Origin of the sequence: Sinomonas sp. B1-1 (genome assembly GCF_050474465.1) — a bacterium.
Lineage (GTDB): Bacteria > Actinomycetota > Actinomycetes > Actinomycetales > Micrococcaceae > Sinomonas > Sinomonas flava.
This window is the reverse complement of sequence record NZ_JBCHVF010000009.1, coordinates 92,901-119,528: the sequence shown is the minus strand read 5'-3', so window position 1 is coordinate 119,528 and position 26,628 is coordinate 92,901. Positions and strand designations below refer to the sequence as shown.

Annotated in this window: 24 protein-coding genes; 10 read left to right on the top strand and 14 right to left on the bottom strand. The window is 71.4% G+C overall.

The window, feature by feature from the left end; genetic code table 11:
• Positions 1 to 3 precede the first annotated feature (3 nt).
• From ACQ5BE_RS13540 to ACQ5BE_RS13520, 5 genes are all read right to left on the bottom strand, one after another.
• Positions 4 to 489, bottom strand: coding sequence for a hypothetical protein (locus ACQ5BE_RS13540; RefSeq protein WP_413248893.1), 486 nt, complete (start codon positions 487 to 489; stop codon positions 4 to 6).
• Positions 486 to 2,861 carry a molybdopterin oxidoreductase family protein gene (locus tag ACQ5BE_RS13535; RefSeq protein WP_430297488.1) on the bottom strand — a complete coding sequence of 792 codons (2,376 nt, stop codon included), beginning with the start codon at positions 2,859 to 2,861 and terminating at the stop codon, positions 486 to 488. The genes ACQ5BE_RS13540 and ACQ5BE_RS13535 overlap by 4 nt, the downstream gene beginning before the upstream one ends.
• A gap of 140 nt (positions 2,862 to 3,001) precedes the next feature.
• Positions 3,002 to 4,093 (bottom strand): App1 family protein, encoded by a 1,092-nt coding sequence (locus tag ACQ5BE_RS13530; protein ID WP_430297487.1) that lies wholly within the window; start codon positions 4,091 to 4,093, stop codon positions 3,002 to 3,004.
• 73 nt (positions 4,094 to 4,166) lie between these two features.
• Positions 4,167 to 5,588 (bottom strand): ATP-binding protein, encoded by a 1,422-nt coding sequence (locus tag ACQ5BE_RS13525; RefSeq protein WP_430297486.1) that lies wholly within the window; start codon positions 5,586 to 5,588, stop codon positions 4,167 to 4,169.
• Between the two features lie 203 nt (positions 5,589 to 5,791).
• Positions 5,792 to 6,526, bottom strand: coding sequence for a nuclease-related domain-containing protein (locus tag ACQ5BE_RS13520; protein WP_430297485.1), 735 nt, complete (start codon positions 6,524 to 6,526; stop codon positions 5,792 to 5,794).
• A 317-nt stretch (positions 6,527 to 6,843) separates the two neighbouring features.
• Between ACQ5BE_RS13520 and ACQ5BE_RS13515 the strand changes: the two genes are divergently transcribed.
• Positions 6,844 to 7,218 carry an antibiotic biosynthesis monooxygenase family protein gene (locus ACQ5BE_RS13515; RefSeq protein ID WP_430297484.1) on the top strand — a complete coding sequence of 125 codons (375 nt, stop codon included), beginning with the start codon at positions 6,844 to 6,846 and terminating at the stop codon, positions 7,216 to 7,218.
• Between the two features lie 66 nt (positions 7,219 to 7,284).
• On the opposite strand, the gene ACQ5BE_RS13510 is transcribed toward ACQ5BE_RS13515, so the two are convergent.
• On the bottom strand, positions 7,285 to 7,707 hold the full coding sequence (locus ACQ5BE_RS13510; protein WP_430297483.1) for a MarR family winged helix-turn-helix transcriptional regulator: 423 nt from the start codon (positions 7,705 to 7,707) through the stop codon (positions 7,285 to 7,287).
• 82 nt (positions 7,708 to 7,789) lie between these two features.
• Between ACQ5BE_RS13510 and ACQ5BE_RS13505 the strand changes: the two genes are divergently transcribed.
• Both ACQ5BE_RS13505 and ACQ5BE_RS13500 read left to right on the top strand, forming a co-directional pair.
• The gene (locus ACQ5BE_RS13505; protein WP_430297482.1) at positions 7,790 to 8,407 is read left to right on the top strand and encodes a maleylpyruvate isomerase family mycothiol-dependent enzyme; all 618 of its coding nucleotides are present in this window, start codon (positions 7,790 to 7,792) and stop codon (positions 8,405 to 8,407) included.
• Between the two features lie 33 nt (positions 8,408 to 8,440).
• Positions 8,441 to 8,830 (top strand): DUF1304 family protein, encoded by a 390-nt coding sequence (locus ACQ5BE_RS13500; RefSeq protein ID WP_208710583.1) that lies wholly within the window; start codon positions 8,441 to 8,443, stop codon positions 8,828 to 8,830.
• A gap of 102 nt (positions 8,831 to 8,932) precedes the next feature.
• On the opposite strand, the gene ACQ5BE_RS13495 is transcribed toward ACQ5BE_RS13500, so the two are convergent.
• Positions 8,933 to 10,126, bottom strand: a complete 1,194-nt coding sequence (locus tag ACQ5BE_RS13495) for a multidrug effflux MFS transporter (protein WP_430297481.1) — start codon at positions 10,124 to 10,126, stop codon at positions 8,933 to 8,935.
• An 88-nt stretch (positions 10,127 to 10,214) separates the two neighbouring features.
• A complete protein-coding gene (locus tag ACQ5BE_RS13490; protein ID WP_430297480.1) occupies positions 10,215 to 11,066 on the bottom strand; it encodes an SGNH/GDSL hydrolase family protein in 852 nt (283 codons plus the stop codon).
• Positions 11,067 to 11,199: 133 nt separating this feature from the next.
• On the opposite strand from ACQ5BE_RS13490, the gene ACQ5BE_RS13485 reads away from it, so the two are divergent.
• Positions 11,200 to 13,170 (top strand): MFS transporter, encoded by a 1,971-nt coding sequence (locus ACQ5BE_RS13485; protein ID WP_430297479.1) that lies wholly within the window; start codon positions 11,200 to 11,202, stop codon positions 13,168 to 13,170.
• A complete protein-coding gene (locus ACQ5BE_RS13480) occupies positions 13,167 to 13,703 on the top strand; it encodes a TetR family transcriptional regulator (RefSeq protein WP_430297478.1) in 537 nt (178 codons plus the stop codon). The genes ACQ5BE_RS13485 and ACQ5BE_RS13480 overlap by 4 nt, the downstream gene beginning before the upstream one ends.
• Before the next feature lie 142 nt (positions 13,704 to 13,845).
• Here the strand turns inward: ACQ5BE_RS13480 and ACQ5BE_RS13475 are convergent, their stop codons facing one another.
• From ACQ5BE_RS13475 to ACQ5BE_RS13455, 5 genes are all read right to left on the bottom strand, one after another.
• On the bottom strand, positions 13,846 to 17,385 hold the full coding sequence (locus tag ACQ5BE_RS13475; protein ID WP_430297477.1) for an ATP-binding protein: 3,540 nt from the start codon (positions 17,383 to 17,385) through the stop codon (positions 13,846 to 13,848).
• Positions 17,382 to 18,290, bottom strand: coding sequence for a DUF4194 domain-containing protein (locus ACQ5BE_RS13470; RefSeq protein ID WP_430297476.1), 909 nt, complete (start codon positions 18,288 to 18,290; stop codon positions 17,382 to 17,384). Before ACQ5BE_RS13470 ends, ACQ5BE_RS13475 begins: the two co-directional genes overlap by 4 nt.
• Positions 18,291 to 19,760, bottom strand: a complete 1,470-nt coding sequence (locus ACQ5BE_RS13465) for a DUF3375 family protein (protein WP_430297529.1) — start codon at positions 19,758 to 19,760, stop codon at positions 18,291 to 18,293. It abuts the gene before it with no gap.
• Between the two features lie 242 nt (positions 19,761 to 20,002).
• Positions 20,003 to 20,239 (bottom strand): hypothetical protein, encoded by a 237-nt coding sequence (locus ACQ5BE_RS13460; protein WP_430297475.1) that lies wholly within the window; start codon positions 20,237 to 20,239, stop codon positions 20,003 to 20,005.
• On the bottom strand, positions 20,232 to 20,570 hold the full coding sequence (locus ACQ5BE_RS13455) for a hypothetical protein (RefSeq protein WP_413248907.1): 339 nt from the start codon (positions 20,568 to 20,570) through the stop codon (positions 20,232 to 20,234). The genes ACQ5BE_RS13460 and ACQ5BE_RS13455 overlap by 8 nt, the downstream gene beginning before the upstream one ends.
• A gap of 422 nt (positions 20,571 to 20,992) precedes the next feature.
• Between ACQ5BE_RS13455 and ACQ5BE_RS13450 the strand changes: the two genes are divergently transcribed.
• The 5 genes from ACQ5BE_RS13450 to ACQ5BE_RS13430 are packed head-to-tail and all read left to right on the top strand — an operon-like array spanning position 20,993 to position 25,242.
• Positions 20,993 to 22,102: a DUF475 domain-containing protein gene (locus tag ACQ5BE_RS13450; protein ID WP_430297474.1), complete on the top strand. Its 1,110-nt coding sequence runs from the start codon at positions 20,993 to 20,995 to the stop codon at positions 22,100 to 22,102.
• Between the two features lie 42 nt (positions 22,103 to 22,144).
• Complete coding sequence (locus ACQ5BE_RS13445; protein ID WP_208710589.1) at positions 22,145 to 22,747, top strand: TerD family protein; 603 nt, start codon at positions 22,145 to 22,147, stop codon at positions 22,745 to 22,747.
• Positions 22,748 to 22,775: 28 nt separating this feature from the next.
• Positions 22,776 to 23,357: a TerD family protein gene (locus tag ACQ5BE_RS13440; protein WP_430297473.1), complete on the top strand. Its 582-nt coding sequence runs from the start codon at positions 22,776 to 22,778 to the stop codon at positions 23,355 to 23,357.
• Between the two features lie 47 nt (positions 23,358 to 23,404).
• On the top strand, positions 23,405 to 23,986 hold the full coding sequence (locus ACQ5BE_RS13435; RefSeq protein ID WP_208710591.1) for a TerD family protein: 582 nt from the start codon (positions 23,405 to 23,407) through the stop codon (positions 23,984 to 23,986).
• Between the two features lie 50 nt (positions 23,987 to 24,036).
• Entirely contained in the window at positions 24,037 to 25,242 is a 1,206-nt protein-coding gene (locus tag ACQ5BE_RS13430; RefSeq protein WP_430297472.1) for a toxic anion resistance protein, read from the top strand.
• A gap of 68 nt (positions 25,243 to 25,310) precedes the next feature.
• On the opposite strand, the gene ACQ5BE_RS13425 is transcribed toward ACQ5BE_RS13430, so the two are convergent.
• Positions 25,311 to 26,513 carry a hypothetical protein gene (locus ACQ5BE_RS13425; protein WP_430297471.1) on the bottom strand — a complete coding sequence of 401 codons (1,203 nt, stop codon included), beginning with the start codon at positions 26,511 to 26,513 and terminating at the stop codon, positions 25,311 to 25,313.
• Between the last annotated feature and the right edge of the window lie 115 nt (positions 26,514 to 26,628).

Sequence of the window (26,628 nt, the reverse complement as noted above, 5' to 3'; positions counted from 1 at the left end):
GTCTCACGTGACGAGGATCTGGGTGGCGCTCTCCTTCAGCTTGCCGTTGGCCCACCGCATCTGCCGCAGTGTCTCCGGGTGGCACCGCTCGGCAAGCCCGAGCAGGTCCCGGTGCTTGATGCCCTGGGCGGCCTGCGCGAGCAGTTCCCAGTCCACCGAGACGCCGGCGGCCTTGATGTAGACCTCCCGCAGGTCCCGCAGGAGAAGGAGCGCAGGCGAACCCATGCGCCCGATGAGCTCGCTGCCCTTCTCCCTGACGGCGTCGACGGGGCCATGCCGGGTCCCCGCCTCCGGATCGAGGCTGTCCTGCCCGTAGTCCTTGCCGATCTCGGCGATGTCGCGGACGTGCTGCTGCGACCACCGCGCGAGGTCAAGGCCGAGGTGGTAGATCTCGTGGTCCACCTTGTGGCGCTCCGAGACCTTCAGCAGCTCCCGTGCCAGCTCCGCTTCCGAGCGGTGCAGCTCCTCCAGGGCGAGTCCGATCTTCATCGCGTCGCTCCGATCCTCGGTGCCGGTGAGGGGCCGTCCGCGTCGGCGACCTTCTCGATCCGAGCCGCGGCGGTCTTGAAGATGGGCTGCTTGGAGCACGCGTCCCAGTCGGTGATCGTCAGCTCGTTCGCGGCGCGGCCCACGTCGTCCGGGGCGTGGCCGCCCTCGGTGTCCCAGTAGCCGTAGTGGAAGGGCACGAACACCACCCCGGACCGGATCGCCGTGATCCTGGCCTTGGCGCGCAGCGATCCCCGCGGGCTGCTGACCTCCAGGAGGTCGCCTTCCGCCAGACCTAGCGCCGCGGCGTCGTGCTCGCTGACCTCCACCCACACGTCTGGTGCCGCCGCCTGCAGCTCGGGGGCGCGGCCGGTCTTCGTGCGGGTGTGGAAGTGGTACAGCGTGCGCCCCGTGATGAGGATGAAGGGGAAGTCCTCGCTCGGGATCTCGTGGGGCGGCATGTAGCCCGCGGCCTTGATGACCGCCTTGCCCGTCGGGTTCAGGGCCTTGTACTCGGTGGGCTCCACGGGGGCGCCGGTGATGAGGTCGCGGCCGTAACTCTCGCAGTACTCCGGCGCGCTGAAGAACTTGCCGTCCTCGTAGAGGCGTTCGGTGCCGTCGGGATGCTCGTCGTTGCAGGGCCACTGGATGCCGGAGCCGCCGCGCAGCTTCTCGTAGGTCATGCCCGTGTAGTCGCAGGGCCGGCCGCGGGTGCACTCCTTCCAGGCCTCGAAGGCGGACTCGGCGTCGTGCCACTTCACGAGCGGCGCGCCGTCCTTGTCCTTCAGCCCCAGCCGGTGCGCGTAGTCGATGAAGATCTCCAGGTCCGCCTTCGCCTCGCCCGGCGGGTCGACGGCCTTCTCGGACAGGTGCACCGTGCGGTCCACATTGGTGAAGGTGCCCGTCTTCTCGCCCCACGTCGCGGCGGGGAGCACGACGTCGGCGAGCTGCGCGGTCTCGGAGAGGAAGATGTCCTGGACCACCACGAAGAGCCGCTCCTGGGTCAGGATCGAGCGGACGCGGGGGAGCTCCGGCAGCGAGACGGCCGGGTTGGTGCCGCTGATCCAGAGGAGCTTGATCGAGCCGTCCTCGGCGTAGCGCATCATCTGCATGACGTGGGTCGGCGGCGAGTAGTGCGGGATCTCCAGGGGGTCCACGTTCCACACCCGGGCGAGGTCCTTGATGTGCTCGTCGTTGGACCAGTTGCGGAAGGCGGGGAGGTCACCGTCGCCCCCGCACTCCCGGGTGTTCTGCGCGGTGGGCTGGCCGTTCATCTGGAGGACACCGCAGCCCGGCTTCCCGAGCATGCCGCGCACGATGTGGATGTTGTTGACCTGCACCGAGGCGGCCGTGGCCTGGTTCGACTGGTAGAAGCCCTGGAGCACCGTGGACAGGAGCCGCTCGGCCTGGCCGATGATGGCCGCCGCCTCGCGGATCTGCTCGGCGGGGACGTCGCAGATGTGGGCCGCGACCTCGGGCGGGTAGTCCTTGACCCGCGCGGCAAGCTCGTCGAAGCCCACCGCATGGGCCCCGAGGTAGGCGTGGTCCACCCAGTCATTGGCGAGGATCTCGTGCAGGAGTCCGTTCATGAGCGCGACGTTCGTCCCCGGGAGCGGGGCCAGGTGCACCGTGGCGTGGCGGGCCACCTCGGTGGGACGGGGGTCGACGCAGACGACCTTCGGGGGGTTCGGGCCCGCGAGCCTGTCCAGCATCCGCATCCACAGCACGCTCTGGGTCTCGGCGACGTTGTGCCCGTACAGGCAGATCGCATCGGCGTGGTCGATGTCGGTATAGGAGCCGGGCTGGCCGTCGCTCGCGAACGACTCCTTGAGCGCCTCCGCCGCCGTCGCGGTGCACAGGCGCGTGTTGCCGTCCACGTGGTTCGTGCCGATGCCGCCGTGCGCGACGATCCCGAGCGTGTAGTACTCCTCGGCGAAGAGCTGGCCGGTCGTGTAGAAGCCGACGGCGCTGGGCCCCTGGTCGGCGAGGAGTTGCTGCGTGCGCTCCACAATGCGTCCCATCGCGGTGTCCCAGTCCGTCTCGACCAGTCGGCCGTCCTCGCGGATGAGGGGACGGGTCAGCCGGTCCGGCGAGGCATTGGCCTGCCACCCGTACAGGTCCTTCACCCCGAGGCGGCCGTGGTTCACGCGGTCGGCCTCCCGGCCCCGCACGCCCACGATGCGGTCGTCCTTGACCGCGATGTCCATCGCGTCGCCGTTCGAGTGGAGGATCGAGGCGCTCTGCACCCAGCGGTCCACGTCCTCCGGGCACATGCCGTCGGCGAGGTGCATGTCTGTCCGTTGCGGCCACTGCTCCCCCGGGCCATAGGGGGTGCGGGTCCCCCACGGTTCCGCCGTGCGCTCCTTCGCGGTCATTCGGGCTCCCTCCGGCTGAACACGGCGGGCGCGCCCCGCGGCGCAGGGCAGAGGCCGGCTCGCCGTCTCAGTCCTTCCCGCAGTCCGGCGGTTCAACCTTTCCAGTGCACAGCGGCGGGACGGGAAGGCGGAACGGGGAGCTAGAGGACGCCGGCGGCCTCGAGCTGCTCCGCAAGCCCCGCGCCGTCGGGGGCCGACGCCCAGGTGACGTCCGGGCGTGCGGCGACCCCGCCGCCGTCGTGCGTGGTGCCGCCCGAGAAGACCGCCTGGCCCGGGGAAAGCTGCCGGATCGCGACCGCCGCCACCGAGTCCGGGTGCTCGGCCGCGAACTCAGCGTAGATGGCCTCGTCATGCTGCCCGTTGTCCCCCACGAGGAGCCAGCGGATGCCCGGGAATTCGGCGGCGAGCCGCTCGAGGTTCTCGCGCTTGTGCTCGCGGCCCGAACGGAACCAGCGGTCCGGGGTCATGCCCCAGTCGGTGAGCAGGAGCGGGCCCGCCGGGTAGAGGTTGCGGCCCAGGAAGCGCTGCAGCGTGGGCGCGGCATTCCACGGGCCGGTCGAGAGGTAGATGACGGGGGCGTCGGGCCGCTCGGTCGCGAGCCGGTCGAGGAGCACCGCCATCCCGGCGGTGGGGGTGCGGGCCCGCTCGCTCAGCACGAACGTGTTCCACAGGGCGAGGAAGGGGCGCGGGAGGGCCGTGACCATGACCGTGTCGTCGATGTCCGAGACGATCCCGAACCGCGTGTCCGGCGCCACGACCCGCACCTGCGCGACCGACGCCTCCGCGCCGTCGGCGCTCATCCGCACGTCGTGCCAGCCGGGCTCGAGCTCGACGTCCACCATCGCGTCCACCACGCCGCCGGAGTCGGCACGCACGACGGCGCGCGTCGCCCCGATCTCGACCGTCACGTCCGCGTCCTGGATCGGCACCGACGTGAACGACACCCAGCCGCGGAAGTTGTTGAACGTGTCCTGCGTCCCGTGCAGACCGGGACGGGCGTACATGACCCTGCCGAGGACGCGCACGCGCTCGGTGGTCCCGTAGCCGCGGTAGGCCACGACCTGCGCCACATAGTCGCCGTTCCTCGCCTGGCGCGTGCGGAGGCCGTTCCATGCCTGGCCCAGCCTCTGCGCGAGGCGGAAGAGGGGTTTGAGGCGGGGAGTCCCGGCGCGGTCCGCGGCGGCGTCGGCATCGGCGTCCCGGGCGACGGCGTGGGTGTGCTGCGCTGTCATGGTTCCACTCTCCCACGCAGGAAGGGCCCAGCTCACCTTCAGCGCCTCCCGAGGCCCATCGGGTATTGGGTCCTCAGACCCGTGCGAGCTCGTCGATGTCCTCCAGGAACGCGGCCGCGACCTCCTCGCTCACGGTCGTCTTCGTCTCCCCGATGGCGTCGACGTAGTCCTGCGTGGTGGGGCCGCGCCTGGCCTGTGCCCCCGCGCCCGTGGCGAGGGGGCCGGCGTCGTGCGCGGTTGGCTCGGTGCCGGCACCGGCGCTGGCGCCGCCAGCCCCGGCGGCGACGGGCACGGGCGCGGACTCGGGCACAGCCTCGCGCACAGACTGGGTCTCGGACTCCCCCGCGTACACGGCCTTCTCGAGGGCGCGCTGGGACGCCGACCGCGCGGCGAACTCGATGTCCGCGGGCGAGAAGCCCTCGGTCAGCCCGACGAGCCGCTCGACGTCCACCTCGGCGACGACCGCCTCGGGGATGAACCGCTCCCACATGCTGCGCCGCGCCTCGGCGTCCGGCAGGCCGATCGGGATGACGTAGTCGAAGCGGCCGTGGCGCAGGAACGCGGAGTCGAGGGCGCGGATGAAGTTGGTCGCGCACACGAGGAGGCGTCCGGGCTGCTCCCGGAAGGCCGGGATGATCTTGAGCAGCTCGTTCGTGACGCCTTGGTTGGGGCTCGGCGGGTCGCCGGCGCGGTGCGAGGCGATCTCCTCGACCTCGTCCAGGAACACGACCGCGTGCTCGAGCTCGGCAATCTCCGTGAACGTGCGCCGCAGCGCGCCCGCGAGGCCCTCGGCGTCGCCGGCCAGGCGGGACGGGAACACCTCGACGAACGGCCACTCGAGCCGGGACGCGATGGCCTTCGCGAACGTCGTCTTGCCGGTCCCGGGCGGCCCGAAGAGCACGACGGCGCGCGGCGGCACCACGCCGAACTCGTCGGCCAGCTCGGCCTCGGCCAGGGGAAGGACGAGCCGGCGCTCGAGGAGCTGCTTCTCCCGCTTCATGCCGGCGACCCTGTCCCACAGGTCCCGCGGGAGGACCCGGCCGCCGAGCTGCGCGAGCGGCTCGAGCTCGGTGCGTGCCACAGGGATCTGGCGCTCGAAGAAGCGCAGGTTCTGCACGTCCTTGAAGCCGCGTGAGAGGAACGCCTCGAGGCGCGTCTCGGTGTCCGGCATGAGTGCCGAGAGCTTTGTGAGGCCCAGCGGGGCCATCCGGTTCTCGAGGGCAGCGAGGAGCGCCGTGCCGATGCCGCGGGAACGCCACTCGGGCAGGGTCGCAAGGAACACGATCCAGCCCTGCTCATGGGCGGCGCGGCCGACCGCGGCGCCCACCACATCGTCGCCGTGGAGGGCCACGACCGCGACGTCCTTCTGGCAGCTCGCGAGGACCTCCGAGAGCGAGTAGACCGGCTCGATGCCCGACGCCGTCATGGCGCTCCACAGATGGAGGATGCCGTCGAGGTCCGAGGGGTGGAAGTCCCTGATCCGCCACGTGGTCATGGGCGTGCTCCTTCGCGCTGTGCCGAGCGCCCTGTGGGCGCTGCAGCGAGTCTATCGGCGGGCCCCCTGTGGGAAGGTCGCGGGGACGTTGCGTGACGGCCCCGTCGGATTCTGCTCAGGCTGGGTGCCTCCTCGCCGCGACATGCCGGAGACACTCCGATGATCCGAAGCCGCGCCCCGGTCTCCTTGGGCAGAATCCCGCGCTACCGGAGCCAGACGCCGCCGGCCGCGGCCCCGAGCACCGTCAGGACGGCGCCGACGGCCCAGGTGAGCCGGCGCAGCTGCGCGCGCATCACCTCGGAGTGCAGGGCGCCGAAGGACATCCGCGTCGCCGAGGGGTCGTCCGCGGGGGGCTGCCGGTGACCCCACGTTGCGGGCTCCGCGGCAGCGGCGGCCAGCCGCGCGGCGTCGTGCGCGGCGAGGGCCTCCGCCTGCCGGGTGAGCCAGCGGCGCAGCTGCGAGTCCGTCACGACCGCAGCGCCCTCGGGGAAGCGGCGGATCGTAAGCCGGCGGGGCGCCACGAGCACGACGGCGGCGCGCACCGGCACCTCCCGGCCCACCGCGGCGGTGAGGGCGGCGGCGACGCGCTTCGCCTCGTGCGCGGAGTTGCGCAGGTACCGCTGGTGCTGGCCGTTGACCAGGAGCACGCTGCCGGCAACCCACACGTCCTTGCCGGCGTGGTTCTTCGTGTTGAGCGTGATGACGCCGCCGGGGCCGATGACGAGGTGGTCGATGTCCGCCCCGCGCGAGCCGACCGGGAGCGAGTGCAGGACGTGCCACTCGGGGCCGAGCTTCGCGAGGGCCTTCGCGACGCGCATCTCCCCCACCGCGCCCGTGTACCAGCTGCGCGCCTCGGGAGCGAGAGGGTTCGCGCCGAACAGCCGCGCGAGCGGCCTGCGTCGGGGCGTCCCCGCCTGCAGCCGGAGAGTCTCTGCCATGACGGCCTGTCCTGCGACGCGAGCCCTGAGCGGGCCGGTCATGAAGTCCACGGTGGTCCCCCTTCGCCGTGCTGGGCCGCGCCCCCATGACACGCCCTGGGGATCAGGGTAGCGGGAGGCCCGGGCGGGCGGGAGGGGCCGGGCGGTGAGGCCGCGAAGGGTGAGACGCCTTGTCGCGACGAGGGTCGCCTGTAGGCGTCTCACCCGTATTGTGGCGTCGCGCGTGCTTCCGGGGGGCGCCTCATCCGCCACAGGCCGTCTCACAAAGGGAACGGACACAGAGGAAACGGACAGAGTCACCTGCGAGGATCGGAGCCATGAGCATCGTGAAGATCAACGCCATCACCGTCCACGCCGACTCCGGCGACGAGCTTGCCCGCCGCTTCGCCGCCCGCGCCGGGGCCGTGGACGGCGTGCCCGGATTCGAGGGCTTCGAGCTGCTGCAGCCCACGGACGGGCGCAACGTCTGGCTCGTCGTGACCCGGTGGGCCGACGAGGAGAGCTTCGAGGCGTGGAAGAACTCCGCGTCGTTCGGGCACGGGCACGGGCGGCCGGTGGGGACCGAAGGCGCGGCCCAGGCCGGAGGCGGCCCCGAGGCCCGCGACGCAGAGGCCGGGGACGCCGGGCGGCAGCGGCCCGTCGGCGTCTCGGCGGAGCTGTGGAGCTTCGAGCCCGCTGACCTCGGAAAGTAGTTCACCGACGCAACACCACGCCGGGCCGGCGCGTCACTCGGCGCCGGCCGGCGTTGCTGCGCGCCGTCAGGCGTCCGTGAGCCTCTGCAGCACCTCGAGGTCCCGGACCAGTCGGTCGTAGCGGGCGGCCCCCAGCTCCCGGCGCCATTCGGCCTCGATCAGCCCGATCTCCGCGCTCGCCGCCGCCGTCGCCGCCGCCCCACGCGGTGCCACCCGGACGAGCGAGGCCCGTGCGTCGGTGGGATCGGGCACACGCTCCACGTACCCGGCATCCTCGAGGGCCTGGACGAGCGCGCTCGCCGTCTGCTTCGTGACCTTGGCCCGGTCGGCGAGCTCGGTTACCCGCGAGCCGTGCTGGGAGATCCGCTGGAACACGCGGGACTGCGCCATCGTGATGTCGGTGAACCCGGCGGCCGTGACCGCCTCGAAGACCCGGTCCTCGAGGGCGCGGTACGGGATGTAGAGGAGCAGTCCGATGTTCAACGCCACCCCTTGATTATAGTCAGCCTGCCTGACCATAATTGGTCAGGAACTCGTACTTCTTCTGCTGCATCCCTGCAAGGAGCGCCCGATGCACGGTGACGAACTCTGGGCCCACGTCCACGCCGAGCGCGGCGCGCTCGCAAGCCTCCTCTCGGGCCTCACGCCCGAGCAGTGGGACTCCCCGAGCCTCTGCCCCGGCTGGCGCGTGCGGGATGTCGCCGCGCATGTCATCTCGGCAGCGCAGACCGGTGTCCTGGGCGAGGCGGCGGCGTTCGCCCGCGCCCGGGGCGGCTTCGACCGGATGAACCTCCTCGAGGGCCAGCGGCGCGGCTCCGCCCCGGTGACCCAGATCCTCGGCGACTACCGGCGGCTGGCGGCCTCGCGCCGTCGTGCGCCGGGAACCGGTGGGGTCACGCCGCTGCTCGACGTCCTCGTCCACACCCAGGACATCGCGATCCCCCTCGGCCTCGCGCACCGCATGCCCGTCGACGCGGCGGTCGCGTGCGCAGAGCAGGTGTGGCGGGTCGCCTTCCCCTTCAACGCACGACGCCGGCTGGCTGGCTTCGGCCTCCGCGCCACCGACGCGGACTGGCAGGCCGGCGACGGCCCTGCCGTCGAGGGCCCCATCGAGGCCCTCCTGACGCTGCTCACGGGCCGACGGGCGTGGCTGCACCGCCTCGCCGGGCCCGGAGTGGCACTTCTGTAGTTCCCAAGCAGGACCAGGCCCGAGGAGGCCGCCATGAACCTCGTCACCCAGATCGCCGCGGGGCTGTCCGCCCTCATCCTCGTGGTCGTCGGGATCCTCGAAATCCGCTTCTACGGAGACCAGCGCTTCCGGCCCATCTTCTACGTGGACCCGGGAACCGAGGGTGCCGTGCGCATGTGGGCCCAGAACATCGGCGCGGTCAACATCGTCACGGCCGCCGGCATCGCGTCCGGGCTGTGGATGGCCAACGCGGGAACCGGCCTCGTGCACGGCATGGGCGTCGGGATCGTCGTGTACACGCTCGCGGCCAACCTGCTCCTCGGCCCGTGGCTTGGCGTCACCGAGAGGAGGCTGTGGGGCAGCGCGATCGGCCAGGCCTCGCTGCCGCTCGTGGGGCTCGTGGCGTTCGCCGTCGCGGGGTGACCCGCGCGTTACCGCTTGGACGGCGCTGGCGCGCGCCGCGGCGGCGGGGCGGGGCTGGCGCGCGCCGCGGCGGGGCGGGGCTGCCGGAAGCGCAGGCCCCAATCAGTCCCGGTGCCTGCGCAGGACGGCGACCAGCACCGCCGCCGCGGCGGCTGCGGCCGTCATGACGAGGGCCATCGGCACCGCGGAGTCCTCACCCGCGAGGCCCGGCAGCGGGGACACCACGGCGCCGAACACGAACTGCGAGGCGCCGAGGAGGGCCGAGCCGCTGCCGGAGACGTGCCGCACCTCCCCGAGCGCGAGGGCCGATGAGTTGCCCATGACGAACCCGACGCTCGTCACCGCGACCCAGATCGGGATCGCGAGGATCCATCGTGGCCCGGGAAGGAGCGCCACGGCAAGGATCGCGATGCTGGCCGCGAGGAGGACCGGGACGGCCACGCCGATCATCGTCTGGGCGCCCAACCGCCGCACGAGCCGGGACGAGAGGTAGCCGGAGCTGATGAGGCCCACGGCGTTTGCGCCGAACAGGATGCCGTACGCGACGGCGGAGAAGCCCATCACGTTCTGGTACACGAAGGAACTCGCGGAGATGTACGCCATCATCACCGCGAACGTCGTGGCGAACAGCGCCGCGAAGCCGAGGTACCGGGGGACGCGGAACAGCTGGGCGAACCCGCCCGCGAGGCTGTGCTTCCCGCGCGCATCGCGCGGGAGGGTCTCGCGGAAGACCGTCGCGACGCTCAGCATCATGAGGGCGAACACGAGCGCGAGGACCCACATGATGCCGCGCCATCCGATCGGTCCCTCGAGGAGCGCGCCGATGGACGGCGCGAGGACTGGGGCGATGCCGCCCACGGTCATCATGAGGCTCATGGTCCGGGCCGTCTCGTGGCCCTTCGTGAGGTCCACGATGATGGCCCGCGCGATCACGATCCCCGCTGCGCCGCACAGACCCTGGAAGAGCCGGCCTGCGACAAGCACCTCGAGGCTAGGCGCGATCGCCGCGACCACGCTCGACGCGATCGCACCGACGTTCCCCACCAGCAGCGGGCGCAGCCGGCCGAACCGGTCCGAGAGTGAGCCGAACACGAGCTGGCCCACCGCCATCCCGAGCAGGAACCCGGTCAGCGTCAGCTGCACGCCCGACGCCGTGGCGGCGAACTCCTGCTGCACGCGCGGGAACCCGGGCAGGTACAGGTCGGTCGACAGCGGCGCGGCCGTCGCGAGGAAGGCGAGGACGAGGAGCCAGCCCGCGCTGATGCCGCCGCTGCGGTTCAGCGCGTGCGCGGGCATCGCTGCAGGTAGGTGGTTGAGACGTCAGGCACCCGACAAGCCTAGGCGGTCTGCCCGTTCATGACGCTCCAGGCTCTGTCAGGGAGAGCTAGGAAAGCCAGCCCGGGGTCCGGGCGAGGACTTCGGGGTGCTCCTCGACGTACCGTCGCAGCCCGCCCTTGCGAGGGACCTTGACGGGCTCGGGCCAGCGGGGCTCGAGGTAGTCGCCAAGGGTCACGCCGCGCAGCTTGCGCCCGATGAGGGGGACGACCCAGTCCTGCAGCCACGTGCGCTGCTGCGACACCCACTCGCGGGCCGTGCGGCGCGCGGGCTCCTCCCATTCCTTGGGCTCCATCCGGTGCGGGACCCCGAGATGGTCCAGGACCTGGCGGGCGAGGAACTTGTGGCCCGCCTTGGACATGTGGAGGCGGTCGGAGTCCCACATGCGCCGGTCGGCGTACTCGTCGAAGCACCAGTAGTCCACGAGCACGGCGTCGAGCTCGCGCGCCAGCGCGCGCACATGGGCGTTGTACTGCCAGTTGCGGCGCTTGAGGGGCTCGAGGAGAGGGTTGACCTTGACGTCGTAGCCGGTGAAGAGCACCAGCGTGGCGCCCGTCCCGGCGAGGGCCCGGGCGAGTCCGCTGTACTCGGCGAGCAGGTCGTCCATGTCGGTGCCGAGGTCGAGGATGTCGTTCCCGCCGGCGTAGAGCGTGACGAGGGTCGGCTCCATCGCGAGGGCCGGCTCGAGCTGGTCCGCGATGATCTGCCGCAGCCGCTTCGAGCGCACCGCGAGGTTCGCGTACTCCCAGCCCTTCTCGGCCTTGGCGAGCTTCTCGGCGACGCGGTCGGCCCAGCCGCGGACTCCGTTGGGCAAAAGGGGGTTCCAGTCCCCCACGCCCTCGGTGAAGGAGTCGCCCAGGGCGACGAACCTCCTCCGGCTCCCGGACACGCGCTCAGCCACGCCGGGAGTCTAGGCGCGCCACACCACGCGCGGCCGACGCCCGGGTTAACGCGAGGCGACATGCTGCACGGGTGAACACTCGTTTACCCTTGGAGGTAAACGCATGTTCACCCCTCCCAGCTCGGAAGGATCCATGAGCACCTCCCCGCACGCCGCCCCCACTCCCGCCGCATTCGGCCGCGGCAGCAGCGCGCCGGCCGGGCGCCGTCGTGCGCCCTGGCTCCTCACGCTGGTGCTGTCCCTCTCGGGAACGCTGGTCGCGCTGCAGCAGACGCTCGTCGTCCCGCTCCTGCCGGACTTCCCGAAGATCCTCGGCGTCTCCCCGGAGGACGCGTCGTGGCTTGTGACCGCGACCCTCCTGACCGCGGCCGTCGCGACCCCGATCGTGTCCAAGCTCGCGGACATGTTCGGGAAGAAGCTCATGATGCTCGTGTGCCTCGGCGTCATGATCGCGGGCTCCGTGGTCGCGGCTGTGGGGCTCGGGTTCGCCTGGGTCATCGTCGGACGGGCGCTCCAGGGCTTCTCGGCCTCGCTCATCCCGGTGGGGATCAGCATCATGCGGGACGAGCTCCCACCGAAGAGGGTGGGCGGCGCGGTTGCCCTCATGTCCGCGACCCTCGGGATCGGCGGCGCGCTGGGCCTCCCGCTGGCCGGCGTCATCTACGAGAACCTCGGCTGGCACAGCCTCTTCTGGGTCACCGGCGCGGCGGGCGTGGCGATGTTCGCCGCGATCCTCGGCAGCGTCCCCGAGTCGCGCGTCAAGACCCCGGGCCGCTTCGACCTCCCCGGCGCGCTCCTGCTCTCCGCCGCCCTCGTCGCGCTGCTGCTCGCGGTGACGAAGGGCGGCTCGTGGGGCTGGGGCAGCCCGGCGGTCCTCGGCCTGTTCCTCGCCGCCGCGGCGCTGCTCGCGGTGTGGTTCCCGTATGAGCTGCGGGTCGGCGCCCCGATGGTGGACCTGCGCACGTCCGCCCGCCGGCCGGTGCTGCTGACGAACATCGCGTCGGTCCTCGTGGGCTTCTCGATGTTCGCGAACCTCCTCCTGGCCTCGCAGCAGCTCCAGTTCCCGACCGCGACGGGCTACGGGTTCGGCCTCACCGTGCTCGAGGCCGGCCTGGTCATGGTCCCGTCCGGCCTGGTCATGGCCGTCTTCGCACCGGTCTCGGGAGCGATGATCAACCGGCTCGGCGGCCGCCTCACGCTCATCATCGGCGCCGCGGTCCTCGCCGTGAGCTACGTGTTCCGCGTCTTCTTCTCCGGCTCCGTGCTCGAGGTCGCGGTCGGCGCGACCCTCGTCAGCATCGGCACCGCGATCGCGTATGCGCCCATGCCGACCCTGATCATGGGCTCCGTGCCCGTCACCGAGACGGCGAGCGCGAACGGGCTCAACGCGCTCCTGCGGGCGGTGGGGACCTCGGCCTCGAGCGCCGCGGTCGCCGCGTTCCTCTCCACCGTGGTCGTGCACCGTGGGGACGCCACCTTCCCCTCCGCCGATGCCTTCCACGACGTGTACTGGATGGCCGCCGTGGCCGCGCTCGGCGCCATCGCCGTCGTCTGGTTCGTCCCCAAGCCGGCCCCCACGACGGTGCACGCGGCGCGCGAAGGCGGCGACGTCGTCGTGCGCGGGATCCTCCGCACCGGGGCCGGGGCGCCAGCCACGCGCGGGCTGGTCACCGTGCTCACGCTCGACGGCACGCCCATGGACTGGGCGCGGACCGACACCGAGGGACGGTTCTCGGTCGCCGTCCCCGAGGCCGGGCAGTACCTCGCGGTCGCGACGGCGCCGGGCTGGGCGCCGTCGGCCCGTGTCGTGCGGCTCGAGCCGGAGACGCCGCACGAGCTGCTGCTCGGCGAAGAGCAGGCGCTGCACGGGGTGGTGCACGACGCCGCCGGCGCACCGGTGCGCGGGGCGGTCCTCTCCGTCGTCGGCTGGGAAGGCGCGTTCGAGGGGACAGCCCGCACGGACGACGACGGCCGCTACCGCCTCCTGCTGCCCCCGGCCGGACGGTACGTCGTGAGCCTGCTCGACCCGGCGACCGAGCACGCCCAGGCCCGCAAAGTGCACATCGAGACGCGCTCGCAGCAGCTCGACTGGGTCACGCCGTGAGTGCGCGCGACGCGATCCTGGCCGCCGCGCACGAGCTGTTCGGGGCGCGCGGCTACCGGGCCGTCACGGTGCGGGAGATCGCGGCGGCGGCCGGATGCTCGCCCGCGCTCGTGATCAAGCACTTCGGGTCCAAGGAGCAGCTCTTCGCCCAGACCCGCCCCGACGACGCCCTCACCCACGCCATCACCGCTCCGCGCTCCGAGCTCGGGGAGGCCCTCGTGTTCCGCGTGCTCATGCGGCGCGAGCGGGGGCTGCCGGAGCCGTGGACCACGATGTCCCGCAACGTCCGGGAGCTGCCCGACTCGGAGGCGGCCCGGGACGCGACCCGCGAGCAGCTCCTGGCCTGGATGGCGGACCTCATGGGCGACACCTCGCCGGGGCGCCAGCACGCGGAGGTGGTGTGCTCGCTCATGCTCGGGCTCGCGGAGGGCACCCGCACGCTCGGGCTGCTCGCGGCCCCCGGGTGGGAGTTCGACGACGCCGTGCGGCACTACGGCGCGATCGTCCAGGCGGAGATCGACCGGGTCCCGTGAGCCGGGCGGGGCGGGGGTGTCGGGCGGGGCGTCAGCGCACGATCGGTGCCACACCGCATGACCGGTGCTGCCCGGCACCGATCATGCGGGCAAGGGCCGACCGTGGGACGCGTCCCCGCCCGAGCCGGGCATGACCCCCGCGTCAGCGCAGCACGATGTCGACCGGGTTCGCCTGGGACGCCGGGCCGCCGGGCACCGCCGGCCCCTCGATGAGGCCAGACCTGTTGGTGCGCTTGTCCCGCAGGATCTCCGTGACCGAGCCCAGATAGCGCGAGAGGTCGATGACGTTCTCCGGCGCGGCGAGCAGCAGCTGGAACCCGAACTCGTGCAGGGCCGAGATGCCTGCCCCGGCGAACTCCTCGGACGCGAGCACGAAGGCCTCGTCCATCATGACCGTCCCGTAGCTCGTGAACCCCTGCTCGGCGATGCCCAGCTGGTAGCTCAGCGCCGCCGCCATGATGAACGCCGTGAACCGCTGACGCTCGCCGCCGGACATGGAGCCGGTGTCGGCGTGCACGAACACCTCGTCGCGCGGCTCCCCTGCCACGTCCCGGGACACCCGGTGCTCCTTGCACGAGATGAACACGTGGGTCCTCGTGTCCAGGACCTCCGCGCGCCACCGGCGGTCCTCGGGCGTCTGGGACGCGAGCCGCTTCACGAGGCCCTCGAGGGTCTTGTAGCGGATGGTGAGCTGGTCCTCGCCCGGCGAGCCGGCGCCGTCGTGCGTGCCGTGACCTGACGCTGGCACCGACGCGGCCGAGACGGCCGACGGCGCGTGGCGCGCCTTGAGCGCCGAGACGATCGCGTCCTTGAACTGCTTCGCGGAGGCGGGGACGGTCTGGCGGATGTCCAGCTCGAGGTAGGAGCCCTCGTGGAAGTCCACGCCGGCGAGGATCGAGTTCAGCGGCAGGATGCGCGCGGCGATCCCGCGGCGCTCCTCGTCCAGGAGGTGGAGCAGGGTCGAGAACGACTCGTGCGTGCGCTGCGCGAAGAACTCCCGGAACTGGGCCTCCTGGGCGGGCAGGCCCTCGGTCACGATCTGGTGGTAGCGGGCTTCGAAGGCATCCGCCGCCGCGACGGAGGTGCCGTGGTCCGCCGAGACGACCGATCCCCAGTCCCGCTGGAACTGCTCGAAGATGCGCGTGAGCCGCTCGGCGGCGGCCTGCGCGCGGCTCTCGGCGGCATGGACGCGGGCGGCGAGCTGGGCCTGGACCTCGGCGGCGATGCGTTCCAGGTCGTGCTGGTCGTCGGGCTCGCCGAACTCGGCGAAGAGCGGCGCGAGCGTGCCGGTCGCCGCGTCCGACGGCGGTGCTGCCGCCAGCCGCGAGCGCGCGGCGTCGAGGACGCGGTCGGCGGCCGAGAGCTGGCTGTCGAGCTGGCGGTACTCGCTGCCGAGGACGGCTGCGGCCTCGGTGGATGCCTGGTGCTCGGCGCGGGCCGCCTCGACCTTGGCCCGCAGCGGCTCGAGGTCGCTCTGCGCGGCGAGGGCGTCCCTGAGGCGGTCCTCGATCCGCGCCAGCTCGTCCTCTGCGACGGAGGAGGAGACCTCCTCCCACGGCCGCTCGTCCTGTGCGACGCGCCGGAGCGCCTCGATCCGGCGGGCGACGCCTTGGTGCGAGTCCTCGCTCGCCTGCGCCGCCTCGGCCGCGCCGGCGAGCGCGCTCTCGAGCTCGAGGACCCTCGAGGCCAGGAGCTCGACCTTGGCCCCGTTGTCGAATCCGAGCACGAAGTCCGCGCGGGCGGCGAACCGGTCGTCCTTCTCGACCGTGCCGCGGCCGCGCTTGACCACCCCGCCGAGGCTCAGGCCCCGCTCGAGGCCGGCGAGCTCGTCGGGGTCCTCGACGCACGGGAACGCGAAGTCCGCAGCGATCCGCTCCCGGAGGTACTGGGCTGGGTCGTCGGCGGGATCGGCCGGGGTTCCCGAGGCCGCAGAGGACGCAGAGGCCGTGGAGGACGCAGAGGCCGCGGAGGACGCGGCAGCGTCCCGGAACTGCAGCTTGGTGAGGAGGTCGCCGTCGCGCACCTGGGCGAGTGCGAGCTCGGCGCCCGGGACGCGGGCCGAGAGGTCGACCGCGCGGAGCGCCCCGCGGACCGGGTTGGCGTCGAGCCACCGCGTCACCGCGGCGAAGTGGCGCCCGGGGACGAGCAGCGTCGTCGCGAGCGAGCGCAGCGCCCGCTCCGCAGCGGGCCGCCAGCGCTCCTCGCCCTCAGCCAGGTCCACCAGCTCGCCGCCGAACGGCATCTCCTCCTCGGCCAGCCCCAGAGCCTGCGCAATGCGGGCGCGGTTCTCCACGGCCGAGGGCGGCAGAAGGCTCTTGCTCGAGGACATCGCCGCGAGTTCGGCCCGGGCCTCGGCGAGCGCGCGCTTGGCGGTGGCCTGGGCCTCGAACGCCTCGAAGCGGGCCTCCCTGAGCGCCGCACTGTCGCCCTCGAGGGCGTCCAGGGCCGCGGCCGCCTGCTGGTGGGCGGCCGCCCAGCCCTCGGCCGAGAACGGGAGGTCGAGGCCGGCGTCGCGCATCCCCGCCCGGGCTGCCTCCTCGACCTCGCGCCGCAGGCGCAGGCCCACGGCAGCGTTGTCGCGGGCCTGCTCGAGCGTGGCGATCTGGTTGCCGCCGGCGTTGTTGTACTCGGCCTCGAGGGAGCGCAGGTCCGCCGCGAGGGCGTCCCGGCGCTGCCGCTCCGCAGCGAGCTCCGCGGCCTTGGCCTGGGCGCTGGCCTTGATCCCGGCGAGGAGGCGCTCCTGGACCGCGACGGCGTGGGCCTGCCGGACGGCGTCGAACGGCTCCGCGGCGAGTTCGCGCAGCCCCGCGGCCTCCTCGAGCGCAGCCGCGTGCTCGCTGTTGAGCGCCGGGACGGGGGCAAGCTGGTCGCGCTGGAGGCGCACGTCCTCGAGGCGTGCGCGGATGGACATGAGGTTGCTGAACTCCTCGACCACCTCGTCGGCGGCGGCGAGGGTGGCCGGAGGGTCGAGGACCTGGTCGCGGAAGAAGCTGTTCACGCTGCCGCCCAGGCCCTTGCCTGCCTGGATGACGCGCAGGAGCGGGAGCGCCTGGTCGCTGGAGATGCCGAGGAGGCGGCGGAAGCGCTCGGCGAAGGTCTTGTGGACGTCGAAGACCTGCGCGTCGGGGAAGAGCGCCTCGAGGGCGGACTTCGTGAAGCGCCGGCCCTGCCCCTCTCCCGCGAGGCCCTCCACCGCCTGGACGTCCAGGGGGGCCGAGTCGATGAGGTAGAAGCGGCTGAGGCTGGACTCCGTGCCGTTCTTGGGCAGGTCGAACAGGGCAGTGAGCGTGTGGCGGGTACCGGCGGCGTTGTCGAACGTGAGGGCGACGGCGCTCCAGGTCGCCCCGGGCCGCTGGAACGCGCTCGCCTGGCCCTCGCCGACGGCCACGTCGCCGACCTTGCCCCGCATGTACGTGTAGGTGGTGCGGCGGTCCTCGCTGTGGCCCGTGCGGGCGGCTGCGGCCTCGTTCGAGCGCGGGCGCGCGTCGAAGACGCGGGCGATCGCGTCGAACAGGGTCGACTTGCCCACGCCCGAGTTGCCGGTGAGCATCGTGCCGCCCCGGTCGACGTGCATCGTGTGGGCCCCATGGAAGGTGCCCCAGTTGACCACCTGGACGAGGGCGAGGCGGTACTGGCCCGGGTTGACCTCGGTGCCGAGCGGGAGCATGGCCGCGATGCTCACAGGAAGGCCTCCTGCCCCTCGACGCCGAGGTCACCCCCAGTGACGCCGAAGTCACCCCCAGTGACGCCGAGGTCACCCCCTTTGGCGCCGAAGTCACCCCCAGTGACGCGGAAGTCACCTTCTTCCTCCTCCGAGGGTGCGGCGCCGTCGACGCCCAAGGCGACCCGGCCGGCGTCGTGCGCGGGCCCTGCATCCCGGGCGGCCCCGGCGGCGGCGACCGCCTCGAGGTGGCGGGTCACGTCACCGATGTTGTCGAAAGGCAGCGCGAGCGGAAGGGCGTTGGAGATGAGGTACACGTCATCGAGGGCGGTCGGGATGAGGAGCCGGCGCGCCTGCAGCTTGGCGACGGCGCGGGCCAAGGTGTCCGCATCGCGGAGGGCGTCCTGCTCCTCGGGGGGCTGGTAGTGGGCGACGACGTCGGCGAGCTCCTCCAGCGTGACCGTCGGCTCGGTCTGGGCGGTGGCGTGCCGGTCGAGGAGCAGGCGGAGCCGCAGCACCAGGATCGTCTCGACGCGGCTCAGGGGCCGCTGCTGGCGCAGTACCGTCGCACGCGATGCCGTCCCGAGCAGCTCCGGGTCAACAGGCCGGAGGACCGCGACCTTCCGCTCGTGGTCGATCTGCAGGCGGAGGAAGAGCTCCGACAGCCGCGACCGGAGGATCTCCTGGTGGTCGAGGAGCGTCGTCCAGGCCTTCTCGTCGCGGCCGCCGTCGAGGTAGGGGCCCTTGAGCAGCCTGACCAGGACCTGGCGGACCCGGAGCGGGAGGGCTCCGGTGTCGCCGTCGTAGAGGGCCGATCCCGTGGAGTACGTGTGCTCTGGGGTGACCTCGTGCTCAGACGCGGTGACCTCGGGCTCAGACGCGGTGACCTCGGCATCAGAGGCGGTGACCTCGGCGGTCGTGTCCATCTAGTTCTCCTCCTCGCGCGAAGCGCGGGTGATCGTCGCGTCCGGGACGTACGCGGTACGCCGGGTCCCGTCTACCTGGGCGAAGTCGAGCGCCGCCCAGCCGGAACGGTCGAGGCGCACGCCCTCGTGGAGCAGGTGGCCGAGCAGGGCGCGGATCGAGTTGATGTGCTGTTCCTCGGGCGGCATCTGCTCCCACACCTCGGAGATCCCGGCCTCTCCGCCGCCCGCTTCGAGGGCGACGGCGACCGCCTGCCTCAGCGTCGCCGCCCGCGCCTTCGCGGTGCGCGCCGACCGCGCCCGCTCCTGGCCGCCGAAGCTGATGGGCTCGGCGAGACGGGGCGGCGGGGCGAGCTCGTCGGGATCGAAGAGCTTGACCATGGACAGCGACTCGAACTCCGCGCCGAACAGCTCCGGCCCCGGCGCGAAACCGGACTCCTCCCGGGCATAGGGCAGCCGCCGGACCGCCTGCTCCGCACGCCGGACCGCATCACGGAGGCGGACGGACTGGCGGTAGTCGTCGCTCTGGACGTACGTGTTGAGGCTTTCGGAGAGCTTGCCGTAGATGCGCTGGATCTGCGAATGCGACTCCCGCAGCTCGATGACGAGGTGGCGGAGCGTCTCGCGCTCCTCGTGGCCGAGTCCGTCGGCGAAATCGCGCGAGAGGACCTCGGCGATGGCGGAGCGGAACCGCAGCTGCTGCTCTGGGTCCTCGAGGAACGCGGTGAAGGAGCGGAAGGTGCGTCCCTCGCTCGAGGCGCGCAGCCGGCGGTCGGCCTCGAGGACCTGGGCCATCGTGGCGCCCTTCGTGAGGGACTCCTCGATGATCTGGTTGCGCAGCTGGCCCACGGAGTCCTCGAGCGTGGCGCGCATGCGCTTGAAGTCGGCAGGGAGGCCGGCGGCGAGGTCGAGGATGTTCTCGGCGGCCTCGAGCGCGGTGTCGCTGTCGAGTCCCCCGGTCTGCTCGCCGGCGCGCAGCTGGCGGACGAGTTCCCGCCGTTCCTCGATCTCCGCTTCGAGCGCCTCGATCCGCGCCGAGGTGTCCGGGTTGGTCTCCCGTGCGAGCTTCTCGACGTCGCCCAGGAGCGTCCCGAGGCGCGAGCCCGTGAGCGTGGATCGGTCGGAGGAGAGGGACTCGAGGAACGCGAGCACGCGGGCCGTGGCCTCGGTGAGCTCATACACGATCCGGCCACCCTGCGCCCGCCGCGTGAGGAAGCGCCGGCGGGTCCAGTCGTCGGCGACAGCGCGGGCGGTCGCGGCACCGGCCGTGGGCGTCTGGCCGGCCGCGGCGTCACGGGACCGCAGGTCCTCGAGGAACGCCCCGAGCTCGTCATGGAACGCCTCGAGCTCCACCTGCGGCCGGTTGCGCGAGAAGGCAGTCTGCAGCGCGGCGATGGTCCACGGGGCCGATCGCGTGAGCGCCCACGCTGGGCCGCGGTGGAGCGCCTCGAGTTCCGCGAGCCGCGTCAGCATGGACGACGGCGCTGTCCCACCTCTGGCGGCCGCCGCACCTCGGGCCCGGGGTGCTGGCGCGCCGGCCCGGGCTGCCGGATCGGCGTCCGGCCCGATCCCGCGCTCGGGCACGCTTGCCCGAAGCGTCGGCGGAGGCGTGGATTCGGGCACGGCAGACCAGTCTAGCGACACCGGTCCGGCCGTCCTGCGCCGGCAGCCTACCGCCGGCGTTCCGCGGTGGGATTCCGGCTGCTGTGCGGACCCTAGCGGCCCGCCAGATCGTCGGCCACGCGGCGCAGGTCTTCGAGCCAGCCTTTCGATCGATTGGGAGCAGGTGCAGCTCCCTCGAAGTTCTGCAGAGCGTCGGCCATGGAGTCCAGCGCAGCCGCGAGGTTCGCCCTCACGATTTGGTAGCCCTCATCGGAGCGAGGGTCAGAGGAAGCAGCCTTCAGCAGCTCTGCCCCGGCACGCACGACCAGCGATGCCTCCAGCTCATTCATCATGGGTTCCCTGTGAAAGCGCGACCGCGCAGGTGAAGCCAGCGAGTGCCTCCCATCGCACAGGGATGGCATCGGCCGGGACGGCACCGATCGCGGCCAGCCAAGCCATGAGCTCGGTGCGGTCCTCGAAGGTCAGGTGGGTGCCGGTGACCATGTCACCTCTCATGAGGGACTCGGTGTCCTCCGGGCGGCAGATGGCAGCTTCCCACCAACCGTTCTCCGTCCAACCGCCAAGACGGTGCACTGAGAGTCTGAGTTCGGAATCGATGGCGAGGCCGGAGGCGGCATTCTCAATCATCCGCCGGTAGATGTGACGGTCGTGTTGTTCCATGGGGCGGGCTGCTTCCTAGTGTGGAAACGAGGATGCAGCCGAGGCCGGTGACGTCATTCTCGGAGGAGACGGGTAGCGGGTGAAGGGCGCGGAGCAAGCCAAACACCGCGGGCGGCGATTGCCGTGCCCTTCAGTCTCTCACATCGCGATGGTGACCGACAGGGCCAGCAGGGCGGTCCGTCGGTGAAGCGCGAGTCCCGGTGCGCGCGCGTGGACGGTCCGCCGTCGGGGAACCCCGGGCCGCCCTTCCCCGTTGAACCGGCAGAAGCTGCCCGGACCCCGGCGGGGTTCGAGAACTGTCGGCGCCCCGCGACATAATGGCCGTGGCCGGTTGGGGGAACCGCCCCTGGCCCGTCGGCAGCGCCAACGCTGGATGCCGCCCGGCACCCCGGGCCTTGAACAAGGAGCTCTGTACCCAAGCGGTGTTTCTGAGAACCTTCGGGTGGTCGTTCGGCGTGAGCCTCGTCGCCCTCGCCGTCGCCTTCCTCTATGGCGGCCCCCAGGCGCTGTTCCTCGCCCTCGTGCTCGGCATCCTCGAGGTGAGCCTGAGCTTCGACAACGCGGTGGTCAACGCCCGCATCCTCGAGCGCATGAACCCGTTCTGGCAGAAGATGTTCCTCACCGTGGGCATCGTCATCGCCGTGTTCGGCATGCGCGTGCTCTTCCCGCTGCTCATCGTGGGCCTCACGGCCCAGCTCAACCCCGTGGAAGCTGTCCAGCTCGCGCTGGCCAAGGGCCCGATCGAGGAGCCCGGCACCTACGCGTACATCCTTCACCACGCCCACCCGCAGATCGCGGCGTTCGGCGGCCTCTTCCTGCTCATGATCTTCCTCGACTTCTTCTTCGAGGAACGGGACATCAAGTGGCTGCACTGGCTCGAGATGCCCCTCGCCAAGGTCGGCCGGATGAACGGCGCGTCCCTCGTCGTGGGCCTCATCGCCCTCGCGGTGATCGGGCAGCTCTCCGGTCCCGGGTTGCAGGGCGCGGTCCTCATGTCGGGCATCTTCGGCATGGTCGCCTACTTCCTGGTCAAGGGCCTCGGCGAGCTCTTCGACGTCGACGACAGCGGCGAGATCGATGCGGCGGACATCCCAGCAGTCGCCGGCGGCACCCATTCGAGAGTCCCCAATCGGGTCGTCCAGGTCTCGGGCAAGGCCGCGTTCATGCTGTTCCTGTACCTCGAGATGATCGACGCGTCATTCTCGTTCGACGGCGTCATCGGCGCCTTCGCCATCACCTCCGACCCGATCATCATCGCCCTCGGCCTCGGCCTCATCGGCGCCATGTTCGTCCGCTCGCTCACGGTCTACCTCGTCCGCCAGGGCACCCTCGACGAATACGAGTACCTCGACCACGGCGCGCACTGGGCGATCGGCGCCCTCGCGATCATCCTCCTGATCACGATCGGCATCGAGGTCAACGAGGTCGTCACCGGCCTCGTGGGCGTCTTCTTCATCGCGGCAGCGTTCATCGCCTCCGTCCGCCGGAACCGCCGCAAGGCCCGCGAGCCGGAACCCGCGGCCACAGCCTGAGACACCACCACTACCGAGAAGAACGACGACAAGGAGCGCATTGTGGGACTGAGCCTGCAGAAGGGCCAAGGCCTCTCGCTGACCAAGCAGGACGGCTCAAGCATGACCCAGGTCCGCATGGGCCTCGGGTGGGACGCCGTCCAGCAGCCCAAGAAGGGCGGCCTGTTCGGGAGCCTGTTCGGGGGCGGGGAAGCCGAGATCGACCTCGATGCCTCGGCCATCCTCTACAACGCCGGGCGCCAGGCCCTCGACACGGTGTTCTTCAACCAGCTCGCCAGCAAGGACGGCTCGATCCGCCACACCGGCGACAACCTCACGGGCGCCGGCGAGGGCGACGACGAGACGATCATGGTCAACCTGCCCAGCGTCAACGGCGTGGTGGAGCACATCGTCTTCGTCATCACCAGCTACTCGCAGCAGACCTTCGACCGCGTCCAGAACGCGTTCTGCCGCGTGGTCGACGACTCGGTGCCCGGCAGCCCCGAGGTCGCACGGTACACACTCACCGAACAGGGCCCGTCGACGGGGATGATCATGGCCAAGCTGTCCCGTGAGGGTGCAGGCTGGAAGTTCACGGCGATCGGCCAGCCGGCGAACGGCCGCACTGTCGGCGACCTCGTCGGCCCCGCGGCCGCCGTCCTCTGAACGCCACTACAGTCCGCGAAGGAGCATCATGGCAAGCCTGTCCCTGAGCAAGGGAAGCAACCTGTCCCTCACCAAGGCGGATCCCGGTCTGACCCGCGCCATGGTGGGTCTCGGCTGGGACCCCCGCACGACGGCAGGCGAGGCCTTCGACCTCGACGCCTCGGCCCTGCTCGTCACGGCCAGGGGCAAGGTGCGCAGCAACGACGACTTCATCTTCTACAACCAGCTCACCGCCGCCGACGGCTCGGTGGTCCATCAGGGCGACAACCGCACGGGCGTGGGCGAGGGGGATGACGAGCAGATCCTCATCGACCTCTCCAAGGTCGCAACGGACATCGAGAAGGTGGTCATCGTCGTCTCCATCGACCAGGCCGAAGCCCGCCGGCAGAACTTCGGCATGGTCCGCGGCGCCTTCTGCCGCGTGGTGAACGACGAGACCGGTGACGAGGTGGTCCGCTACGACCTCACGGAGGACGCGGCCTCGGAGACCTGCATGATCTTCTCCGAGATCTACCGGCACGGCAGCGAGTGGAAGTTCCGGGCGGTCGGCCAGGGCTACGCCACCGGCCTGCGCGGCGTCGCGACCGACTTCGGCATCGTCCTCGACTGACCCGCGCCGAGAGCGCGGCCCAAGACCAACAGCAAAGGAGCACCGACATGGCCGGACTGACCCTCTCCAAGGGCGGCAACCTCTCCCTGACCAAGACCGACCCGGGCCTGACGAACGCGATCGTCGGCCTCGGCTGGGACCCGCGCACGACGACTGGCGACGCCTTTGACCTCGACGCCTCCGCGCTGATGCTGGGGGCCAACGGAAAGGTCCGGTCGGACGCCGACTTCATCTTCTACAACCAGAAGGACTCGGCCGATGGATCGGTCTCACACCTCGGGGACAACCGCACGGGCGAGGGCGGCGGAGACGACGAGCAGATCAAGGTCCACCTCGCGAACGTCCCTGCCGACGTCGAGCGGATCGTCGTCGTCGTGAGCATCGACCAGGCCGAGTCGCGCCGGCAGAACTTCGGCATGGTCCGGGGCGCATACTGCCGGATCGTCAACGCGGGCACGGACACCGAGGTGGTCCGCTACGACCTCTCCGAGGATGCCGCAGCCGAGACCTGCATGATCTTCGCCGAGCTGTACCGCCACTCGGGCGAGTGGAAGTTCAAGGCCGTCGGCCAGGGCTACGCGAGCGGTCTCGCCGGCGTCGCGACCGACTTCGGCGTGAACCTCGGCTGACGCGGGCACCCGCCGCACGAGCACCGCAGACCACTACGAAGGAGCACGCGATGTCCATCTCCCTGACCCCTCCGGACCCCACCGAGACGCAGGCCGCCCTCGTCCTGCAGGCGCCCGAGCCGGCGCCTGTCATCAAGGAGGAGGAAGCCCCCGGCATGGTGCCGGTCCCGACCGAGCGCCAGACCGAGATCGCCTCGCAGGCGAAGGCGTTCGTGGCCGAGATCGCGGCGATGGACTCGCGGAGCCCTGACTTCCAGCAGAAGGTCGAGGGCCTCAACCGGTTCGCGGGCCGCGAGATGGTCGCGTCGTCGGACGCCTCGAACCGCCTCCTGGAGCGCTCGACCACGTCCATGGCGAGCGCGAAGAAGACCGGCAACAGCGCCCAGATGTATGTCGCGTCGACGCTCGGGGAGCTCCGCTCCACGGTCGAGGACCTCACCCCGAACCAGTCCGACCTCAGCGTCGGCCGGAAGATCCTCGGCGTGATCCCCGGCGGGAACAGGCTGGCCAAGTACTTCCAGCGCTACGAGTCCGCGCAGACCCAGCTGGACAAGATCATCAAGTCGCTCATGGCCGGCCAGGACGAGCTCATGAAGGACAACGCGTCCCTGGCGCAGGAGAAGACGCGGCTGTGGGAGACCATGCAGCAGCTCTCCGAGTACGCCGTCTTCGCCCAGGAGCTCGACAAGGCCACAGTCGAGAAGATCGACGAGGTGCGCCGCGGCGGGCAGGCGGAGCACGCCCAGCAGCTCGAGTCGGACGTCCTGTTCCCGGTGCGCCAGCGTCGCCAGGACATCCTGACCCAGCTCGCGGTGTCCGTGCAGGGCTACCTCGCAATCGACATGATCCGGAAGAACAACAACGAGCTCATCAAGGGCGTCGACCGCGCGCGCACGACGACGATCAGCGCCCTCCGCACGGCGGTGATCGTCGCGCAGGCGCTGGCCAACCAGAAGCTCGTGCTCGACCAGATCGATGCGATCAACACGACGACGAACAACATGATCCTGCGCACCTCCGAGATGCTGAAGGACCAGACCGGGCGCATCCACCAGCAGGCGGCCAGCTCCGGCGTCTCCGTCCAGACCCTCGAGAAGGCATTCGCGAACATCTACGAGACGATGGACGCCATCGACACCTTCCGGTCGCAGGCCGCGAAGAGCATGGAGGGCACAGTCCACGCCCTCGAGGAAGGTCTGGAGAGGTCCCGCCCGTACATCGACAGGGTGCGCCGGCAGGAGGGCAACGCGAGCTGACACCCTCGCAACGGATGCACCCTCGCTGCTGACTTCCCCGGCGGGCGTCGCCGGCTCCGCCGGGAAGGTCAGGTCTCGTCGAGCTCCCGCGCCTCGAAGTCCTCGTCGACGAGTCCGAGCTCCTCTTCGGTCATGAGGGCGTCGTAGACGGCGTCGAGGGCTGCGACCGGAACCGCGACCATGCCGTCCGAGGTGTCGAGGAGCCCGAGCGCTTCGAGTTCGCGGATCTCGGAGAGAAGGGCTTCACCGAGGCCCTTGAGCCGTTCGGCAGCGTCCGGACCCAGCTCCTCCTCCACGTCGAGGTCCTCCCCGGACTCCGTGCCGAGCGAGGCGACGTCCTCGAGCGGGAACGGCTCCTGGTGGAGGCCCGCGTTGAGGATCGTCGCGAGCACGGCCCCGGTCTCCCCTTCGAGGGTCCCGGGCGCCCCGTCGGAGCAGGCTGCGGCGACAATCTCCGTGGCGAGGAACTGCGCCTCGAGGTGTCCCATCGCGTCGTCGCCTCCGAGGTCCGCGGCGCCCTCGCCGGGGCGGCCCGACCCGTCGTCGAGCTCCACGAGCTCCGCGGCGAGCATGGCCTGCCACACGCGGAGGGCGCGCTCCTCCGACCCGATCGGGCCGGCCACTTCCGTGAGTGCAGCTGCGGGAAGCGAGCCATCGGCGTCGACCTCGCGGCCCTCGCCGAGCCACTCGAGGAGCTGGCGCGCGTGGCGCACGAACGGCGAATCGGTCGCGAAGGCCCTGGACTCCTCATCGGTGGCCTCGGGAAGGCCGGCCAGCGGGCTGGCGTCGACAATCCCGCCGAGCCGCTCGGCCTGGGCGTCGAGCTGTTCGGCGACGTCCTCGAGCTCCTCCGCGGTGCCCACCCACCGGCCTGTCTCCTCGAGGAAGCTCAGCCAGTCAACGAGGGTCCCCACCACATAGCGCTGGTCCTCGATGGCCTCGTCCTCATCGGCGCCCTCGGCCTCGGCCAGGGTCGCGGCATCCTCGATGTACGGCTCGAGGTAGCTCTCCATGCTCCGGGGATCGATGCGGAACGAAGTCGGCGTCGTGAGATTGGCGTGGATGATGGTCAGGAATCCCTTGACCACGCTGAGCTGCTGGGCCGCGAAGGCTGCCATGTCGGGCTCGCCCCCGGTGGCCCAGGCAATGTACTCGGGCGTGACGGAGTCCACGAGCAGTGCGACGCTCCGGGCCCGCCGCTGGACCACGTTCGGCGCGACCGCCTGCTTGGGGCGGGTGTTCTTCGGCTTGCGGGTGCGGCTCTTCGGCATGACACGAGCGTACGTCCCGACCGCGCCGCAACACAGTGCCGCGCCCTACGCGCAGCCCCCGGTCGGAGGCTGGGAGCGGGCTGCAAGGCTGTCGGCGCCAGACGCTACGCTGATC

Bases quoted from the DNA above. Each gene is read 5' to 3' on its own strand.
- ACQ5BE_RS13540 (WP_413248893.1), bottom strand. From the start codon at position 489: ATGAAGATCGGACTCGCCCTGGAGGAGCTGCACCGCTCGGAAGCGGAG.
- ACQ5BE_RS13535 (WP_430297488.1), bottom strand. From the start codon at position 2,861: ATGACCGCGAAGGAGCGCACGGCGGAACCGTGGGGGACCCGCACCCCC.
- ACQ5BE_RS13530 (WP_430297487.1), bottom strand. From the start codon at position 4,093: ATGACAGCGCAGCACACCCACGCCGTCGCCCGGGACGCCGATGCCGAC.
- ACQ5BE_RS13525 (WP_430297486.1), bottom strand. From the start codon at position 5,588: ATGACCACGTGGCGGATCAGGGACTTCCACCCCTCGGACCTCGACGGC.
- ACQ5BE_RS13520 (WP_430297485.1), bottom strand. From the start codon at position 6,526: ATGGCAGAGACTCTCCGGCTGCAGGCGGGGACGCCCCGACGCAGGCCG.
- ACQ5BE_RS13515 (WP_430297484.1), top strand. From the start codon at position 6,844: ATGAGCATCGTGAAGATCAACGCCATCACCGTCCACGCCGACTCCGGC.
- ACQ5BE_RS13505 (WP_430297482.1), top strand. From the start codon at position 7,790: ATGCACGGTGACGAACTCTGGGCCCACGTCCACGCCGAGCGCGGCGCG.
- ACQ5BE_RS13500 (WP_208710583.1), top strand. From the start codon at position 8,441: ATGAACCTCGTCACCCAGATCGCCGCGGGGCTGTCCGCCCTCATCCTC.
- ACQ5BE_RS13495 (WP_430297481.1), bottom strand. From the start codon at position 10,126: ATGCCCGCGCACGCGCTGAACCGCAGCGGCGGCATCAGCGCGGGCTGG.
- ACQ5BE_RS13485 (WP_430297479.1), top strand. From the start codon at position 11,200: ATGAGCACCTCCCCGCACGCCGCCCCCACTCCCGCCGCATTCGGCCGC.
- ACQ5BE_RS13470 (WP_430297476.1), bottom strand. From the start codon at position 18,290: ATGGACACGACCGCCGAGGTCACCGCCTCTGATGCCGAGGTCACCGCG.
- ACQ5BE_RS13465 (WP_430297529.1), bottom strand. From the start codon at position 19,760: ATGCTGACGCGGCTCGCGGAACTCGAGGCGCTCCACCGCGGCCCAGCG.
- ACQ5BE_RS13460 (WP_430297475.1), bottom strand. From the start codon at position 20,239: ATGAATGAGCTGGAGGCATCGCTGGTCGTGCGTGCCGGGGCAGAGCTG.
- ACQ5BE_RS13455 (WP_413248907.1), bottom strand. From the start codon at position 20,570: ATGGAACAACACGACCGTCACATCTACCGGCGGATGATTGAGAATGCC.
- ACQ5BE_RS13440 (WP_430297473.1), top strand. From the start codon at position 22,776: ATGGCAAGCCTGTCCCTGAGCAAGGGAAGCAACCTGTCCCTCACCAAG.
- ACQ5BE_RS13435 (WP_208710591.1), top strand. From the start codon at position 23,405: ATGGCCGGACTGACCCTCTCCAAGGGCGGCAACCTCTCCCTGACCAAG.
- ACQ5BE_RS13430 (WP_430297472.1), top strand. From the start codon at position 24,037: ATGTCCATCTCCCTGACCCCTCCGGACCCCACCGAGACGCAGGCCGCC.
- ACQ5BE_RS13425 (WP_430297471.1), bottom strand. From the start codon at position 26,513: ATGCCGAAGAGCCGCACCCGCAAGCCGAAGAACACCCGCCCCAAGCAG.